The sequence below is a fragment of the Neglectibacter caecimuris genome (genome assembly GCF_034335015.1).
GTDB lineage: Bacteria > Bacillota > Clostridia > Oscillospirales > Acutalibacteraceae > Acutalibacter > Acutalibacter caecimuris_A.
Map to the genome: position 1 here is coordinate 152,022 of NZ_JAWXXK010000006.1, position 17,702 is coordinate 169,723.

The 17,702-nt window shown below is 54.1% G+C and carries 12 protein-coding genes; 5 read left to right on the top strand and 7 right to left on the bottom strand.

Features of this window, described 5'->3' with window-relative positions:
• Positions 1–38: 38 nt before the first annotated feature.
• From U8T64_RS10220 to U8T64_RS10230, 3 genes are all read right to left on the bottom strand, one after another.
• Positions 39–2,123, bottom strand: a complete 2,085-nt coding sequence (locus tag U8T64_RS10220) for an alpha-L-arabinofuranosidase family protein (protein WP_322183310.1) — start codon at positions 2,121–2,123, stop codon at positions 39–41.
• Between the two features lie 240 nt (positions 2,124–2,363).
• Positions 2,364–2,525: a hypothetical protein gene (locus U8T64_RS10225; protein ID WP_322183311.1), complete on the bottom strand. Its 162-nt coding sequence runs from the start codon at positions 2,523–2,525 to the stop codon at positions 2,364–2,366.
• Positions 2,526–2,543: 18 nt separating this feature from the next.
• Positions 2,544–3,173, bottom strand: coding sequence for a TetR/AcrR family transcriptional regulator (locus U8T64_RS10230; RefSeq protein ID WP_322183312.1), 630 nt, complete (start codon positions 3,171–3,173; stop codon positions 2,544–2,546).
• 534 nt (positions 3,174–3,707) lie between these two features.
• Here U8T64_RS10230 and U8T64_RS10235 point away from each other — a divergent pair.
• Positions 3,708–5,756: a beta-galactosidase gene (locus U8T64_RS10235; RefSeq protein WP_322183313.1), complete on the top strand. Its 2,049-nt coding sequence runs from the start codon at positions 3,708–3,710 to the stop codon at positions 5,754–5,756.
• Between the two features lie 690 nt (positions 5,757–6,446).
• Here U8T64_RS10235 and U8T64_RS10240 read toward each other — a convergent pair.
• From U8T64_RS10240 to U8T64_RS10255, 4 genes are read right to left on the bottom strand one after another with little or no spacing between them, the layout of a single operon-like run.
• Positions 6,447–7,550 (bottom strand): Gfo/Idh/MocA family protein, encoded by a 1,104-nt coding sequence (locus U8T64_RS10240; protein WP_322183314.1) that lies wholly within the window; start codon positions 7,548–7,550, stop codon positions 6,447–6,449.
• Positions 7,551–7,599: 49 nt separating this feature from the next.
• Positions 7,600–8,832: a Gfo/Idh/MocA family protein gene (locus tag U8T64_RS10245; protein WP_322183315.1), complete on the bottom strand. Its 1,233-nt coding sequence runs from the start codon at positions 8,830–8,832 to the stop codon at positions 7,600–7,602.
• Between the two features lie 27 nt (positions 8,833–8,859).
• Positions 8,860–9,054, bottom strand: coding sequence for a hypothetical protein (locus U8T64_RS10250; protein ID WP_322183316.1), 195 nt, complete (start codon positions 9,052–9,054; stop codon positions 8,860–8,862).
• 9 nt (positions 9,055–9,063) lie between these two features.
• Positions 9,064–11,406, bottom strand: a complete 2,343-nt coding sequence (locus tag U8T64_RS10255) for a helix-turn-helix domain-containing protein (protein ID WP_322183317.1) — start codon at positions 11,404–11,406, stop codon at positions 9,064–9,066.
• A gap of 332 nt (positions 11,407–11,738) precedes the next feature.
• On the opposite strand from U8T64_RS10255, the gene U8T64_RS10260 reads away from it, so the two are divergent.
• From U8T64_RS10260 to U8T64_RS10275, 4 genes are all read left to right on the top strand, one after another.
• A complete protein-coding gene (locus tag U8T64_RS10260) occupies positions 11,739–12,683 on the top strand; it encodes an ABC transporter permease (RefSeq protein ID WP_322183318.1) in 945 nt (314 codons plus the stop codon).
• Between the two features lie 31 nt (positions 12,684–12,714).
• Complete coding sequence (locus tag U8T64_RS10265; protein ID WP_322183319.1) at positions 12,715–13,641, top strand: carbohydrate ABC transporter permease; 927 nt, start codon at positions 12,715–12,717, stop codon at positions 13,639–13,641.
• A 58-nt stretch (positions 13,642–13,699) separates the two neighbouring features.
• The gene (locus tag U8T64_RS10270; protein WP_322183320.1) at positions 13,700–15,334 is read left to right on the top strand and encodes an ABC transporter substrate-binding protein; all 1,635 of its coding nucleotides are present in this window, start codon (positions 13,700–13,702) and stop codon (positions 15,332–15,334) included.
• A gap of 114 nt (positions 15,335–15,448) precedes the next feature.
• Positions 15,449–17,689, top strand: coding sequence for a glycoside hydrolase family 3 N-terminal domain-containing protein (locus U8T64_RS10275; protein WP_322183321.1), 2,241 nt, complete (start codon positions 15,449–15,451; stop codon positions 17,687–17,689).
• The last annotated feature ends 13 nt before the right edge of the window (positions 17,690–17,702 follow it).

Consider the following 17,702-nt stretch of genomic DNA (forward strand, 5'->3'; position numbering starts at 1 on the left):
CAGATCTTTGAAAAATGACGCCGCGCTGTTTTTACAGATCAGAAACGCAGAAGCAATACGCTGTGCGGCGGTATGCACAGAGAGCCGGTCCGCGCCTGCTCCAAAACGTCTTTCTTCTCAAAAACAGAGGGGGGAAGCACGGTAGCGCTGGAATAGAGCACCGCCTCCCGGCAGGGGCCGTGCTGGGAGAAATCCACCACCTTTTCCTTGCTGAAGGAGGCGTTCACAACGGTGGCCGTAATCTGCTCTTCCCGGTCGATCGTCACAACAGCTTCCTGCGAGGCGGAGCACAGGCGGTTTCCCGCATGGTATTTCATCAGAGAAAACACCTGCCCCTGGGCCGTCATGCCGACATGATCCGGATCTACGCAGAGCATTCCCTCATTGACCGCCTGGAAATGGCAGGCAACGGCAATGCCGCTTTTTTCCGCCTCTTCGATCAAAAGGTGCATGGCCAGCGCGGCGTAAATGCCGTCTGTCACGCTGGAAGGGCGATACCAGGCGTACCAGACGTTCCACTCGTCCAGAGAGATACGCACATTGGGTTCCAGCCATTGGCGGGATTCCCGAATGAGGGCGCGCATGCGGGAAACAGACGCCAGGCACTCATGGTACTCCTGCTCTACCTTGGAGAGCTCCGTATAGTTTGGAGCGTGGCCGTAGTAGTGCTGTGAGATCATCTGAGCAATACCGGAAAGGGGGCGCGCGGAAAGCTCCGCCCATTCTTTGTTGGGGTAGGGGCCGGAAGAACACAGGCTGAGCTTTGGGGACACCTCCAGCATTTTTCTGCCGTGCTCCAGGGCGGTTTGGCAATACCCGCCGGGGGTGTTGTCGCCTTCCATATGGCCGTAGCCGAACTCATTGCCCAGGGACCAGAGCTGCACCCGGTAGGGCTCCTCGTACCCGCGCTCCGCTCTGAGCCGCCCATATTTCGTAGAGCTGTCGCCGTTGCAGTATTCCACCCACGCCGCGTTTTCCTCCGGGGTGTTCCAGCAGGGGTTGATGGTGATGAACGGCTCCGCGCCGATCTTCCGGCACAGGGCAATAAAATCATCGGTGTTGATCTCATCATAATCATACCCCATGGAGTGGGGCTGTGTTTCCAGGCCGAGATACGATTGGAGCGGCGCCCGCATATCCACCGGGAGAAGTCCGTCCATCCAGTTATATTCTCCGGCGAAATTGCCACCCGGCCAGCGTAGGACCCGAATTCCCATTTCCGCCATCGCCTCTACCACGTCCTGGCGCATTCCCCGGAAATTGTCCTTTGGCAAAAGGGAAAGGGCCCCGAAGCAGACAGAGCCTGCCTCCTCCCACCAAATGCGCAGGTCCGCGTCCTGGTCGATGGTATTGGGGGTCAGCTCCAGCTCAAAGCGGGTCCATTCCTCCGCTTCCACAGCCATGGTGCGCAGGTCATATACAAGGTCGCCCGCCCGGTTTGTCAGGGCGGCGGAGAAGGTGACGGGCCCTTTTGTCCGTACCACAGCTCCAAATAAATAGCTTTCCCCCTGCCGAACTCCAAGGCCGTGCTGCCCCAGGCCCGCCGGCTGTCCTTCATACGGGTTCAAAAGGCTCAGGGAATTGCACTCTGACATGCGCTTCATGTGATACCCTTCTCCGTGCCGTGTGTAGGGGCGGTCAAATGTAAAGATCGTGTGTTCTCCAATGGGATACCATTCCGCGGCGCAGCCCTTACAGGCGGAAGGATTGCCCGCGAATTTTCGGTTTCGCAGCATCTGGGCGGACAGCCCTCCCCGAATGCAGGAACGGGTGTGCTCTAAATTGCTGCCGAACAGATAGGGGGATACCATCAGGCTGCCGGGATCGGCGGGCTTTAGAGAAAGGGGCTGGGTATAATCCTCTTTTTCTCCGCAAGCGCTCATTTCGTCCAGATTGCTGCTGCGGGCGACGTTGAGAAACTCCCCGCTTAAAATCTCGATAACGCTTACCCGCAGCTCCGCCGCCAGCCGATTGAGCAGGGCGATATCCGGCAGGCTTTTTCCCCGTTCCCATTTGGAGACCGCCTTGTCGGTAACGTCCAGACGCTGTGCAAGCTGTGCCTGGGTAAGCCCCAGGTTCATCCGCAGCCTGGTGATCAGGCGGCCTGTTTGTGCCATGTTCATACAATTTTCTCCTCTCGCTCTTTTTAGCTTGTTTTTAGCATAACATAAGCGGAATGGCAGAGCAATCGACCATTGGTTTACCGGCGGTTCCCCGTTAGCCTGTCCCGAATGTTTCCGGAAAAGCAGGGAGAGATCAATTTTGTGCGGGCGCTGCTAAAAAAGCAAGCAGACGAAAAAAAGGCTCTCGTCTGCTTGCTTTTTATTTTTGTCAGTTTTTCGGGGCGTGCCTGGCGGTTGCCGCTATCTTTCGGTTACAGGCGGTGCTTCTATCACGGCGGTTTTCATGATTTGGCCGCTGCTGCTAAAGTTTTTCAGCTCCAGTTCCGTTTTGACCGCATAGGGGACCGTGATGGTTTCCTGTCCGATAAGATACGCCAGGCTTCCGCATGCTTTGCTCCACAAAAACGCCTCCTTTCATGGTTATGGAAATGCCTTTGGCATAGGAGGCGTTTCCGACAAGCGCTCCGGAAAAAGATACCCGGAAAGGCCTGTGGTCAGAAATTGGAACACGGTGTTTTCCGTTTCCCGGGTATTGGGCAATACGCCCTCCACCACATACTTGGCGTACATGACCGTGCTGGTAAGAATATGGTGCCACAACAGCTCCTGATTGATTTCCTTCAGGGCTGGGAATATCTTCAGAAAGGCGCGCACCATATCGGCAAAGGTGTTGAAATAGCTGGTATCCCGCTGTTTGTCGTATTGGTGGAAAAAGGCGCTGTCTCGAAACCGGTGATAAAAGATCGTTTCGTCCGGGTGGGCGATCCAAAACCGAAAGTAAGGCTGCCACAGGCTCCTGACCGCTTTCAGCGGAGCTGTGAGCAGAAGGCAGGGATCGAATTCCAGCTTTTCAAAAATCGTGGCAGCCTGCCGGTCCACATAGGTAAAGCACTCCCGCATCAGCTGATCCTTGCTGCTGAAATAGCGGTACAGGGCCCCGGGAGAAAGCTCCGCCAGTTCACTGATATTCTGGATCCGCACCCCTTCCAGACCGTACTGCCGCACGGCCCGCATGGCGGCAATGACAATGCGGGCTCTGGTATTTTCCACTTGAAATTCCTCCCCTTGAGGAAGAACTGAATATGATCAGCGCCTCCTGGATAGTCAGGCATAGAAAGAATAAATAAATTGTACACGGTTTCCCTTTTCTTGGCAATACCGGCCTGGAATTTTACAAAAGGAAGAGTACACGGAGCATCTGAGAAGGAAGCCGGATCCTGTGGAGAAAATATTCCGCCCAAAAGGGTTTTATAAGGAATTGTGATTTTCCCTTGATAGTTTTCCTGTTTTTGACAGTTATTGTGGCTCTTGACGATTTCGGCGGGGGCATAGTTAAATGTGGGGGGTCTATCAATACAAGCGCTGTGACAGCATAATGGGTACGGCGTGGAAAAGGCGGATCAGGGTTCCTATAACGAGAGCCCCGATTCGCCTTTTCCTTGCATTTTTTTGCTTCTATGCTATACTGAAACGAAGGAAGGACAAAATGGCTTTGCGGGTGGTGTAAAGGGAATTGCCTTGTCACAAAAACCTTCAAACCGCCTGCCGTCCTTCTATTGCTGATATTTTTGGGAGGCTGTCGCAATGAAAAAATCCATTCGACTGGAGCACTTGACCTTGGGCGTGTGCTATTATCCGGAGCATTGGCCGGAAAGCATGTGGGCGGAGGATCTGGACAGAATGCTTGCCGCCGGTATCACCGTCTGCCGGGTGGCGGAATTCGCCTGGAGCAAATTTGAAAAAACCGAGGGCGTATTCACCTTTGATTTTTTCGACCGCTTTTTGGATCTGGCGGCGGAAAAGGGCATGAAAGTGATCTTCTGCACCCCCACGGCCACGCCGCCTGCCTGGCTGACGGAAAAGTACCCGGAGGTACTAAACGCACTGCCGGACGGCACCCTGGTTCGCCACGGAATGCGCTGTCACTGTAACCATACCTCTCCGGTCTTTCTGAAGCTCTGCGCCCGGGTGGTGGAACAGATCGCCGCCCATTACGGCCAGCACCCGGCCATCATCGGCTGGCAGATCGATAATGAAATCAACTGCGAAACGAGCCAGTACTATTCGGAAAGCGATTCTCTGGGGTTTCGGGCGTATCTGAAACGGAAATTCGGCACCCTGGAAAAGCTGAACGAGGCCATGGGCACGGTGTTCTGGAACCAGGAATATACCGATTGGGACGAGATTTTTGTAGCCCGTCCCACCCTGGCGGATTCCCCCAATCCACATCTTTTGCTGGAGCAGAAAAAATTTGTTTCGGAAAGCGCCATTGCCTTTTTTAAGCTTCAGGCGGATATTTTGAAAAAGCACCGGAAGCCGGAGGATTTTATCACCACGAACGGCATGTTCGGCCATTTGGATTATCTGGAGCTGAACCGCCGGGCGCTGGATTTTATCACCTATGACAGCTACCCGAATTTCGCCTATGCCATGGGCACGGGCACAAACGCCAACGCCTCCGCCGCGGGGAAGCTGAAGGACCGCTCCAGCGGCTTAAGCCTTTCCCGGGTGCGCTCCGTTTCCCCCAATTTCGGCATTATGGAGCAGCAGTCCGGCGGGGGAGGGTGGCAGACCAGGCTGACCCAGCCCGCGCCCCTGCCGGGCCAGCTGCGGCTTTGGGCTTATCAGTCCATTGCCCACGGTGCGGATTTTATCAGCTTCTTCCGGTGGCGCACCTGCACGGTGGGAACGGAGATCTATTGGAACGGCATTCTGCCCTGGGATAACCGGGACAGCCGCCAGCTGGAGGAGGTCAAACGGCTGCGGCGGGAGCTGGAGAACCTTTCTACTCTGGCAGGTGGCAAATACCGGGCAAAGATGGCGGTGGGCTATCATTACCAGTCCGAATGGGACGGGGAAGGGGACGTGTTCCATGGCCCCCTGAGCGGCCCTTCCGTAATGAACTGGTTCTATGCCTGCCAGGTCAGCCATACGCCCATGGACCTGCTGTGCCTGGACCGGGAGCTGACGCTGGAAGAGCTGCAAGCCTATGAGCTGCTGGTGCTTCCCCATATCGCGCTGCTGCCGAAGAGCTTGTGTGAGCTGTTGGAGACCTATATTTCCCAGGGCGGCAAGGTGATTTTCGGTGCGCGAACCGGCTTTAAGGACGAATTCGGCCGCTGCCCCATGGCCCCCGCGCCGGGCGCCGCCGCAAGGCTGGTGGGCGGCACGGTACGGGAGTATACCCTGGTTCCGAAGGATCGCCCCGCCTCTGTCGCCCTGTTCGGAGAGGAGGTTCCCATGCCCCTGCTCCACGAAATTCTGGAGGCGGAGGACGGCGAGGTTCTGGCCCGCTATCATGGCTCCTGGTACGATGGCAGCCCCGCCGTGCTGCGCAAGCCCACTGGGAAGGGGGAGGCCCTCTATTTCGGCGCGGCCTTCTCCGAGGAAGCAGCCTTTGCCCTGCTTCGCCACGCGGGCCTGACAGAGGCCTGCGCCGACGCGCTGATGCTGCCCCCGGAGATCGAATATGCTCTCAGAGAAAAAGACGGTCATGCCTGCCGGTTTCTCCTGAACTACACGGAAAAGCCCCAGCCTTTCCTGTGCAAAAAGCCCCTTACCGACCTGCTCACCGGAGAACAGCACAACGGTGAAACCGTCCTGCCGCCCTTCGGAGTGATGGCGCTTGCTTAGATGCTGGGCGGTGGCGGCGCGATAAAATGAGCAATTAGCAATAAGGAACGAGCAATGATAAAGGGCAAGAGCCCAAGCGCCGCAAGCAGCACAGGCGTTGTTGCCAATGCAGGATAAATAGGAATTTGTAGGGCTAATAAATAGCACTAATCCCTTGCCTCCTCTGAGAAGGGGAAATCTGCTCTTTGAGCAGATTTCGGTGCGGCCGTAAGGTTATCGGAGGGAGTCTGGCTCGCTGGAAGATCTCATAAAACCTGCATTTCGCACCTTCCCAGCCAGAATTCCTCAGTCATGCTAACGCATGACAGCTTTCTCCGCTTCGCTCCGGTCGGTGCTGGTCTCCACCGGAGACCAGCACCCCTTACTCGCGCAGGTGGCTCCTAAGGGCGTTAAACTCTAATTGATCGAATTTCTTGCCATCGGGTAAAAACTTCTCTGAAACAACCCCGCCGAGATCGCCTTGTTTTGCGATCTTCGCCGTACTTTTTCGGCGCAACCTTAAATTTCGGTTCAGCCACCCTGAATAAGCGCGAAAGCGCAAAATTGTGATAGCCGCAAAGCGATCATCACAGCCGTGAATTGTGCGGTGTTGCCTTTATTCAAAGAAACAGGAAACAGCCCTGTGCGAAAAGAAGCTCCGCACAAGGCTGTTTCCTGTTTCTATTTAGGAGAAGACAAGTAGTGATCAGATTACAAAACGACTTCCTTGCCGGTTTCGGCAGATCGGTAAATAGCTTCCAGAATTTGTGTGACTACAAAGGCCTGTTCGGGTTTTACGCAGGGCTCGGTATCGTTTAGAATAGCGTTCAGCCACTGTTCGGCTTCGAGAACGCCCGGGGCAGAGGTTCCGCCTTCAAAGTAGGCGACCGCGCCGCCGCCCGCGATCTCTTCGTTCATCAAATGGCCGTGGCGGCCCCGGTTGTAGACCAGCTTATCCTGCTGATAGCTCATGCCTGAATAGATCTCCGCGCCGGCCCTGGTGCCGCACAGGGTGGTGCTGGCTTCTCTGGATTCGGAAAGATTGATGGCCCAGGAGGCCTCCAGATTGATGGTGGTTCCGTTTTTCATTTTGATAAAGCCCATGGCGCTGTCCTCTACCTCATAGGTATCGGGGTCCCAGGGCCCGAAGAGGTTGCCTTCGACGGCCTGCTGCAAATGTCCCAGCTTGTAGAACACGCTGCCCAAAACGCGATCCGGCTCGTAATTCTCCATCATCCACAGCGTAAGATCCAATGCGTGGGTGCCAATATCGATCAACGGCCCGCCGCCCTGCAGGGCCTTATTTGGGAATACGCCCCAGGTGGGAACAGCCCGGCGGCGAACGGCGTGGGCCTTGCCATAGTAGATTTCGCCCAGCTCTCCGGCTTCACAGGCCTTCTTCAAATTCTGTACCTCCGGGCGGAAACGGTTCTGATAGCCGATGGTGAATTTTTTGCCGGATTTTTTCCAGGCCTCCATCATTTTTTTCGCATCGGCGCTGGTGGCGGCCATGGGCTTTTCGCACAGTACGTGTTTCCCAGCCTCAAAGGCGTGTACGGTGATCTCGCAATGGGCCACGTTGGGGGTGAGCACATGGACCACATCGATAGACGGATCCTTCAGCAGCTCTTGGTGATCTGTGTAAACCGTCGCGCCGGGCGCGCCGTATTCCTTACAGGCCTTTTCCGCCCGCTCGCTGATGATATCGCAGAATGCCACAAGCTCGCATTTGTCGCTGTTGGCCTTCAGGGAGGGGAGATGCTTCTGGTTGGCAATGCCCCCGCATCCGATCAGGCCGATTTTTAACTTTTTCATGTTACGATTCCTTTCTGTAAATCCTGATTCTGTTACCGGATCTTGATTATCAATCGTCCAATACGCGTTCCTGGCAGGTTACGGAAAAAGCCGTGGCGGCCAGCGGCTCGGGCTTTTGGCAGCGCGTGGTCATTTCATAGACCTTTCCTGTTTTGCAGCATTCCTGAATGGCGTCTATCACCTCCACCGCGTGCAGGCCGATATCCGCGTGGCACCGAGGCCGCCTGTCGTTTAGCAGCGCGTAGCACATATCCGCCAGGCCAACTCCTCGGGAGGATTCATAAAAGCCGTGCAGCAAGGGCAGTTCTACCGATTGCTCCGGGTTCCATTCTCCCAGCTGCTGGCTGTCGGTATCGTTGGGGTCTCCTCTTCTCGGCGCGGGCTTTCCCAGCAAATTGGGATCCGGCTTCGCGCCGGGCCGGGTTACGACCAGCGTATCTGTAAACATATTGGGATCTCCCAGCTGTAAATATCCCTGGGTACCGCCCACGTTAAAGGCATGGCTGGTATAGGTGTCGGAAGAAATGTTGAAGGTGCCCAGCATGCCGTTTTCAAATTCCAGCGCCGCCAGCAGGGTGGTGGGGGTGTTTACCTCAAAGATCTCTCCGTATTTGGGGTGCTTGGGGTTTTCAAAAACTCTTTGGGGGAACAGATTGCCGCCGAACCCGGCCACCCGCTTGATCGAGCCGAACAGGTTGATCATTTCATGCAGGTAATAGCCGCCCAGATCAAAGGGGAAGCCCCCGCCGTAATGCAGCGGAAAAAAGAAGTGCCGGGGCTTGGTATCGAAGAAGGGAGATTCCGGGTTATAGTGGCGGGAGACCTGGGCGTGTACCGTAAGGGGTCTGCCGATGATGCCATCGTCTATGTATTTTCGGGCAGACTGCTCCCAGGCGCCCAGAAAAGTGTCCGGGGCAGTGGTATACAGCAGTCCCTTTTCCTGGGCCAGATCATACAGCATCTTCGCGTCGGCAAAGGTAGGAGCCATCATCTTCTCGCAGTATACATGCTTACCGTGCTCGAAAGCAGCCTTGGTGATCTCCACGTGAGATTCGGGATAGGTCAGGTTCACCACGATCTCAATTTCCGGGTCCTCCATCAGATCCTTTACGCTCATGGCCTTTACGCCGGGGTAATGCTCTTCGATCCACTTCGCCCGGGATCCTATTTGATCCGCACAGGCAACCACGTCGATCACTTCAAACTTATTTACCATGTTATCCATGTAGGTTCCCTTGCAGATCCCTCCGCAGCCTACAACGCCAACCTTTACTTTTCTCATGTTTTCGCTTCCTTTCTGTCTGTTTCCTCAGGCTTCTTCCCAAAGCTTATCCAGCATACGGATATGCCGTTCAATTTCCTCCACCTGGGTGATGCCGGGCAGATGCCGCCCGCCTTCATATTCCGAGGCGATAAAGCCCTGGTAATTTTCTTCCTTCATAATTTTGATAAACCCGGGGTAATCGATGCCCTCGCTTAGAATTACGTGGCGTTGTTTTACCATAAAACAGGATTATTCAACAGCTTCCGCTGCTTTTCCAGATTGGGCGGTTCTGTAGCCTTTCCGGTAAGCGGTAGGAGTGACGCCGAAATGCTTTTTGAAGAGGGAATAGAAATAGTTGGTGTTGAGTACACCCACCTTTTCGCTGATCTGGTTGATTGGCAGGTTGGTGGTTTTCAGCAGCTTGGCCGCCGCTTCTGTGCGCACACGGCTCAAATAGTCGGTAAAGGAAAGGTCGGTGGCCGCGGTGAAAATTTTTCCGAGATAGGCCGGCGACAGGGCGATCCGTTCCGCCAGCATGCCCAGGGAAAGCTCCGGGTCGGAGTAGTTTTGTTCCATGTATCGCTTGGCGTCCAGGGCGGCGTCCAGATTGCTACTTTTCCGTTTGAGCAGGAATTCCCGATGGAGATCGTTGAGAAAGGCAGAGAAGATCCGGCGAAGGTCGCTGACGTTCTGGCAGGAATCTATTTTTGCAAAATATTCCGTCAGCTGCGAAAACGCAGCGGCGTCCTTCTCAAACAGCAGGGCGAAGCTGTCCAGCACAGACATGAGGACATGGCGGAAATACAGCTTGGCGGAATGAAAGGAAACGTCCTGCATGGCGCTGAGAGCCAGGTCAAATTCCGTGGTGCAGGCCGCAAGGTCGCCGCTGCGGACATATTCGGTCAATCTATGGTGAATCTTATTGTAATATTGCTCGTTGCTGATGGTCTCACGGGTCTCGCTTGCGGAAAATACCCGGCCGTGCTGGTGAGGGGTATGGGAATTCAGGGCAAGCCTGGCCTGCTCGTAGGCGATATTGATATTCTGCCAGGAATCCACCACATCGCCGATACAGATGGTGGTGTTGAACTGGAATTCCCGAAGCATGGTACTGACGATCGTATTCAGGCCTGTGCGCAGCTGCTCACTGAGAACCGGGGTATCCAGGCTAAGCAGCAGCGCGAAGTGGTTTCCTCCCAGCCGAAGAAACTCGCTTTTCCGCGCGGGACTTGTCAGCTCCCGTGAAATATTTTCAAGGGCGTAATAACAGATGAAAAATTCCGTTTCCTGAGGCGCTTCCGGGCCTTCGCTTTGCGGAACGCATTCCATCACAAGAATGGAATAAAAGGGCGCGTGCAGATTGATTTTCAAAGAATCGTAAACAGAAAGAGCGGACAATACCTTCTCCGACTCTCCCAGGAGAAGATACTGAAGATAGACGTTTTTGGATTCCTGATAAGAAGTGATAAGCCCCTGCTCCAGATGATCGGCCTTGGAATACATTTTGGAAAAGGCTTCGCTGAGAAGCTCCAGCTCATTTCCCTTCTTTTTTTGCGGCTTTCCACTGTCCACATAGTTTTCGTACAGAGTTCGGATCGGGCGGTAAAGGGAGGCGCTCAGCTTTTTGGAGAGAAAATAGCCGAACAGCAATGTGAATGCGGTAAACGTAACGGTAAGGAAGATCAAGCTGTCTAGACCTGTCAAGGCGGTGGAATAGGGCAGAATGTTATAGATCGTCCACCCGGCTTTTTTCGCTTTCGCATAAGAAACAAAGCATTTTTCTCCTTCCCAGGAAAGAGAAAGAGAACCGGAAAGCTGAGCGGGCTCCGCGGGGACGGCCGACAGGGCCTCAGATAAATGTTTGGAAGGATTCAGCGCGGTGGAAAAGGAGCTGCTTCGTTTGTTGGCTATCAGCTCTGAAATGATCCCGTTTTGGTGATCCAAAAGAATGATCCATTGTTTTTCTTCTGCCCTGCGAATATCGGAGATCGATTTATCAAAGAAGCTGCAATTCACATCGATGATGACCAGATCGGAGGAATCTCCTGTTTTCAGGCTGATGGGGAACACAAAAGTATAGACGAGCTTGGTTTTTGATTCCTGAACGTTATAAGATTCTCCCACCCTTCTGAGGTAACAGACGTAGGCCTGTGTTCCCAGCCGCTGATAGCATTCCTCAAGCTTCAGTTCTTCCCCGTATCCCGCATAGGAAGAGGAAACAAAGCGGTTGCTGGAGTGATTGTATAAGGTGATGTACCTTAAAAAAGGATTGGCCACACGAAATACCTTGAGCTTTTGCCCCACATTGGCCTCCTGAGACCTGTCCATTCGTGAGCCCAGCAGAAAAACGGCGGTGTCGGTATCGGTTTGGATCTGGTGAAGCACGGCTTCCATGGATTCAAAAAGAATATCGGTAGAGGTACATACCTGGTTTAGCTGTGCTTCGGAAAATTCCGCCGTGCGGCTGATCTGCATATTGCCGTATCCGATCAAAAGCGATACGGTAAGCACAATATCAACGATGATCACCACAGCAAGAAAGGTCCACAGATATTTTTTGCTCAGTTCCATATTTTTCCAACTGATAGGCATAAAACTCCCTCTCCCTTCAAAAACTTTCCAATTTCTTAAAATAAGTGTACTGAATACATACGAAAAATGCAAGAACCTCTGCTGTGCCTTTATGAGTCGCGGCAGAAAAATCGAAAAATATGAAGAGACTCGAAAAAATTAGAGAAAGGAAGCTTTCTCCACAAAATCCATATTTTTCTAATTTTTGGAGAGATGCGAAAAAAGGGCAGTTTACAAACCCCTGTCGGAAACGATAACATAATTTCCAGAAACCATAACATAATTTTGTTTTGGCAAACGGTTTCCACTTTTCACGCGGAGCGTGGAACCACAGGAAAGGATGATGAAGCCTTATGAAAAAGGGGACGGCGAAGGAGCCCCGGCACAGGGTCAACCCAGTCCGAGAGCTTTGGAGAAACAAGTTTCTTTACTTACTGGCGCTTCCGGCGGTGCTGTATACCTTTGTATATTCGTATCTGGCGCTGCCCTATATTGCCATCGCCTTTGAAAAATTCAACTATAAAACCGGAATTTTCAGTGAATTTGTAGGGTTGCGCAATTTCGAGTACTTTTTTAAATCCAGTTGGGCCGTCATGATCACGCGGAATACGCTGGTCATCAATATTTTGTTCCTTCTGGTGGGCACTGTTTGCGCCGTGGGGCTTGCCATTATCCTGAACGAGGTTCGGGGGAAAGGCTTTTTGAAGGCGGCCCAGTCTTCTATGCTGTTTCCCTATTTTATCTCCTGGGTCATTGTCAGTTATATGCTGCAGGGAATTTTGGGTACGGAGAGCGGTTTGATCAATAATCTGATCGCCGCGGCCGGAGGGGAACGGATCAATTTCTATTCCATGCCCTCTTATTGGTATCCGATCTTGTTGATTCTGAATGTTTGGAAAACCACGGGCTACAACGCGATCATCTATTTAGCGGCCATTACGGGCATTGACGAGGGCTTGTACGAGGCAGCTTATATTGACGGCGCCACCCGCTGGAAGCGGATCCGTTATATCACTCTTCCGCTTCTGGCCCCCACGATCTGCATTTTAACGTTGATGTCCATCGGGCGGATCTTCTATGGAGATTTCGGCATGATGTACGCGATCATTAGGGACAACAGCGCCTTGATGCCTATTGCGGAGGTCATTGACACTTACGTCTATCGAACCTTCAAGAACACGGGCGATCCCAGCCTTTCCATGGCGGTGGGTCTGTACCAGTCCATTGTGGGCTTCATTCTGGTGTTTACTTCAAACTGGATCGTTCGCAGAAAATTCCCGGAAGGGGCGCTGTTCTGAATGAAGCGCGTGTGGAAAGGAGAGTTGTATAATGGTTGCTGATGTTATGAGACCCGGGGCGCCCGGGAAGGTCTCCAATAAAATTCACAAGACCGGCGGGGAAAAATTTGCCCAGTTTTTGATTTATTTCTTTGTGGCCTTTTTTGCCATTGCCTGTCTGCTGCCCTTTGTGCTGGTGATCATCGTATCCTTTACGGAGGAGAAATTTGTCACCATCAACGGGTATTCCTTTTTCCCGCAGGGATGGTCTACAGCCGCCTATCAGTTGCTGTTTTCGCCTACCTCAGCGGTGCCGCAGGCCTATAAGGTCACCGGAATTGCCACGGTAGCCGGTACGCTGATCGCGTCCATTATCACGTTTGGGGCCGGCTATACCCTTGCAAATAAGCAGTGCAGGTATCGAAACGGGCTGGCTCTGTATTTCTATATCACCATGGTGTTTTCCGCCGGATTAGTGCCCTGGTATATGATCTCAAAGGCCATAAACTGTTACGACAATATCTGGGCACTGATCGTGCCCTCCCTGATGTTTTCCCCCTTCAACATGTTCCTGGTGCGCAATTTTGTACGGGGGATCCCGGACGCGCTGAACGAATCGGCAAGAATTGACGGGGCAGGCGAGGTGCGCATCGCGTTTACGATCTATCTGCCGCTGTGTATGCCCGTTTTGGCGACGATCGCCCTGTTTTATGCCATTGGCTACTGGAACAATTACTTTAACGCCGTGATGCTGATAAACGACAGAAAGTACTATACCCTGCAAATGCTGCTGTTGAAGATCCAATCGGAGATCACGGCAATGTCCAAGGTGGCACAGGGGGCTTCCCGGGGCAACCCGCCCAAGGAAAGCTTCAAAATGGCCACCTCCGTCATTACCATGGGGCCCATTATCCTGCTGTATCCCTTCCTGCAAAAGTATTTTGTAAAGGGAATGGTGATTGGGGCGGTGAAGGGCTGAAATCGGTTATTTCAGGCAACGCCTGTGATGACAATATAATCTTGAAAGGAAGAATACTATGAAACTCTCAAAAAGAATTGCCGCCTTGCTGCTGGCCGCGGTATTGGTGCTCGCTGCTTTCGCGGGCTGCGGCGGTGAGGACTCCAAGGGAAGCGCGCCTTCCTCCGGCACCCCAGCCAGCACGCCTGAGAGCAAGCCGGAATCCACTCCGGTTTCCACTGCTGACGACGGGGAGGTCCATCCCATGCGCATCGTGCAGCCCGGAACGCTGCCCGACGCATATGACCAGGGGATCGCCGCGGTCAATGAAAAGCTGAAGGCCGACGGTGTGAGCATTGAGGTTTCCGTACAGCGTATTCCGTGGGATTCCTATGCGGAAAAGCTTAACCTCATGCTGAACTCCGGCGATGAGTTTGAGCTGCTGCACGTGATGCAGGACGTGAGAAACCTTTCCTCCATTGCCGGCATGGGTGCCCTGACTCCCCTGGACGATCTGTTGGTAAAGTATCCTGACCTGAAGTCTCGCTTTACAGAGATGGAGTGGCAGGGCGCTGTGTATAACGGCGACCATTACGCCGTTCCCTGCTCCTGGAGAAAGATGGATAACACCATGTCCTACATTAACCTGCGCACAGACGTGATGAAGGCAGTAGGTTATGAGGAGTTTCCCGCTGACAGCGTGGAAAAGGTGATCGACCTGATGGAGAAGTCCCAGAAGTACATTCTGGACGAAACTGGCGTAAAAGCCTACCACTGGATGCACCAGAACCAGGATACTCCCCACTGGCTGCACCGCACCTATGATACCTATCCCTTCTATGTGGAAAACAGTCTGGGTATCGTGCTGGCCCGCCAGGATGGCACCATCGATTCCTATTACGAGTCTGAGGAATTCAAGAAGGACGCCAACACCTATTACGAGATCTACCAGAAGGGCCTGATCAATCCCGACATTCTGAATATGGATTCTCAGGTAAAATATGACCAGGCAAACCTGGGCGCCTTCCTGCCCTCTCAGACCTTTGACCCCAGCCAGGCCAAGCTCACTATGAACAACAGCAATCTCACCGGGGTCACGGTGGACTGGGTAGAAATGAATCCCGAAAAGCCCGAGATGATCTACACCTTTGTGCAGAACCTGAATGCGATTTCCTCTACCTCTGAGGATCCCGAATCCGGCCTGAAGTTCCTGGATTGGCTCTATGCCAGTGAAGAAAATCACGATCTGTTCCATTACGGTACAGAGGGTACTTACTTCACCAACGCGGGCCAGAACATGCTTTCCCGCACCGATGAAATGAAGAACGCCAACGGCGATGCCCTGTATCAGATGGATACCTGGATGACGGGCTACAACCAGTATATTCGCTACAACGAGTCCGTCACCACAGAGGAATATCTGGATTACATGAACTTTGAGGCGGAAAACTATGTGGTTTCTCCCATTGCCGGCTTCCTGTTTGACGCCACCAATGTGACCACCGAGCTCACAAATCTCCAGGCCGAAATCATTTCCTCCATTTATCCCATAAAGATCGGCATGGTCCCCTATGAAGAGAATATCGGGCCCGCCATTGAAAAGCTGAAGGCCGCCGGACTGGATCGGTATCTTGAGGAATACCGCACACAGTTCAAGGCTTACCTGGACGCCAATCCCGATGTTTTGGAGATGGCCAAGGGAACCGCAAAATAAGAAAGCATCACTTTGATCATTTTCTGGTCTCCTTAACGAAGGCGCGGAAGTATCTTCCGCGCCTTTTTCCTACGGGAAATCAGTAACGGAACAGGAAAACCGAAAGGGGCTTTTATGTTGTATTTGGATCAAACAAAAATGCCCGGCGAGCGGGCGGCGGATCTGCTTTCCCGCATGAGCCTGCGGGAAAAGGCGGGACAGCTGACACAAAGGCTTTTTGGCTTTGAAAGCTGTCTTCGCCGGGGAGAGGAGTTGATACTCTCTCAGAAATTCAAGGACGAGGTGGAGAGATACGGCGGGCTTGGCACGCTTTACGGGCTGTATCGGGCGGACCCCTGGTCGAAAAAGGACTTTTCCAACGGTCTCACCGGAGCCGCCGCGAAGCGTGCCTACAATCTGGCCCAACGCTATGTGATCGAGCATTCCCGGTTTGGAATCCCCATGCTGACCAGCAGCGAATGCCCCCACGGCCACCAGGCGCTGGACGGCTATCTGCTTCCGGTGAATTTGGCGGCGGGCGCCGCGTGGAATCCCGGGCTCCTTCGAAGGGCCTACGAGGTGTGCGGCGCGCAGCTGAAGGAATTGGGCGTGGATTTTTCCTTAATGTCCATGCTGGATATGCTGCGCGATCCCCGCTGGGGAAGAAGCGAGGAATGCTATTCAGAGGATCCCTTTTTGTCCGCTTCTTTGGCAAGGGCGGCAGTGGAGGGCTGCCAGAGCCGGGGTGTGGCGGTGGTGGCAAAGCACTTCTGCGCCCAGGGGGAGACAACGGGCGGCGTCAACGCCAGCCCGGCACGGATCGGCCCAAGGGAGCTGCGGGAGATCCATCTGCCGGTGATGAAGGCCTGCTGTGAGGCAGGCGTGGAAGGCGTTATGGCCGCGTACAATGAGATCGACGGCGTATTCTGCCATGCCAACGGGGAGCTGCTGCAAAACATTCTGCGAAACGAGCTGGGCTTTTCCGGTGTGGTAATGGCCGACGGCGTGGCCATAGACCGGCTGGATCAGCTGACGGGAGATTCCACGGCCTCCGGTGCGCTAGCGCTGTCCGCCGGGGTGGAGATCGGGCTGTGGGACGAGGCCTTCTCGCACCTGGAGGAAGCAGTGGAAAAAGGACTGGTTTCTGAGGAAATTCTGGACCGGGCTGTTCTTCGTGTGTTGGAACTGAAATTTCGGCGGGGACTGTTCGAATCGCCCTATTTGGAGGAAGCGCCGCCCCGACGGTTTTCCTATGAAAGCTATCCGGAAAGCCTGGAGGTTTCCCGGCAAAGCCCGGTGCTGTTAAAAAACGAGGGGGGATTGCCCCTTACGAGGGAGAGCTCTGTTGCGGTGATCGGCCCCAATGCAGACGCCATTTATCATCAACTGGGGGACTATACCCCCGCCCAGCGTCCCGGCGTGGGGGTCACCCTGCTTCAGGGGCTTCGGGAAGAGCTGGGGGAGAGCGTGGCCTTTGAGCAGGGTTGCACCGTCTGCGGTGGCGAAACCGAGGGGATCCCCCGTGCTGTGGAGCTTGCGAAGCAAAGTGATCTTGTGATCCTGGCCCTCGGCGGTTCTTCCAGCCGGTTTGATGGAGCAAGCTTTGACGTAAACGGCGCCGCTATCGAAACCGGCTCCATGGAAATGGACTGCGGCGAGGGCGTGGATTCTCCTGCTTTGCTTTTGCCGGGGGCCCAAAGAGAACTGGCGGAGAAAATTTTTGCCCTGGGAAAGCCGGTGGTCACGGTGGTGATTGCCGGGCGGCCATACGCGATCCCGGAACTTTGCGAGAAATCTCAGGCGGTGGTTTATGCCTTTTATCCGGGCCCCATGGGTGGAAAAGCGCTGGCGGAGCTGCTGGTGGGAAAGCTTTCCCCCAGCGGCAGGCTTCCCGCGTCGCTTCCCAAAAGCACGGGCCATTTGCCCTGCTGCTACAATTATAAAAGCTCTGCGAATCCGCCGGAAGCCCCCTGGCTCTATCCCTTCGGTTATGGGCTCTCCTATACGCGCTTCGCCTTTTCGGAGCTGTACTTTCCCAAGGCGATTTCCCGCTCCTCGCTGGAGCGGGGAGAGACCGTGGAGGTTTCCTTTACGGTGGAAAACATAGGAGCCATGGACGCATTCGTCGTTCCACAGCTGTTTTTGAGAAAGCTCCGCGGCGGCACGGTGCACCGGGTCAAGGAGTTGAAGGCCTTCACCAAGGTTTTCGTCCGCTCCGGAGAGAAGCTTCCCTGTACGCTTTCCCTGAACGCGTCCTCCTTCTCTTTTTGGGACGCTCAGCTGCGTTTTGCGGTAGAGCCGGGGGAGTACCGGCTTCTGCTGGAGGAAGGCGGAACGGAGGTGGGCGGCGGCTCCTTCACTGTAGAAAAAGACTGAGATCAAAGAAAGG

What these genes read in the sequence shown, in the direction of transcription:
- U8T64_RS10220 (WP_322183310.1), bottom strand. Translation starts at nt 2,123, where the DNA reads ATGAACATGGCACAAACAGGCCGCCTGATCACCAGGCTGCGGATGAAC.
- U8T64_RS10235 (WP_322183313.1), top strand. Translation starts at nt 3,708, where the DNA reads ATGAAAAAATCCATTCGACTGGAGCACTTGACCTTGGGCGTGTGCTAT.
- U8T64_RS10240 (WP_322183314.1), bottom strand. Translation starts at nt 7,550, where the DNA reads ATGAAAAAGTTAAAAATCGGCCTGATCGGATGCGGGGGCATTGCCAAC.
- U8T64_RS10245 (WP_322183315.1), bottom strand. Translation starts at nt 8,832, where the DNA reads ATGAGAAAAGTAAAGGTTGGCGTTGTAGGCTGCGGAGGGATCTGCAAG.
- U8T64_RS10250 (WP_322183316.1), bottom strand. Translation starts at nt 9,054, where the DNA reads ATGGTAAAACAACGCCACGTAATTCTAAGCGAGGGCATCGATTACCCC.
- U8T64_RS10255 (WP_322183317.1), bottom strand. Translation starts at nt 11,406, where the DNA reads ATGCCTATCAGTTGGAAAAATATGGAACTGAGCAAAAAATATCTGTGG.
- U8T64_RS10260 (WP_322183318.1), top strand. Translation starts at nt 11,739, where the DNA reads ATGAAAAAGGGGACGGCGAAGGAGCCCCGGCACAGGGTCAACCCAGTC.
- U8T64_RS10265 (WP_322183319.1), top strand. Translation starts at nt 12,715, where the DNA reads ATGGTTGCTGATGTTATGAGACCCGGGGCGCCCGGGAAGGTCTCCAAT.
- U8T64_RS10270 (WP_322183320.1), top strand. Translation starts at nt 13,700, where the DNA reads ATGAAACTCTCAAAAAGAATTGCCGCCTTGCTGCTGGCCGCGGTATTG.
- U8T64_RS10275 (WP_322183321.1), top strand. Translation starts at nt 15,449, where the DNA reads ATGTTGTATTTGGATCAAACAAAAATGCCCGGCGAGCGGGCGGCGGAT.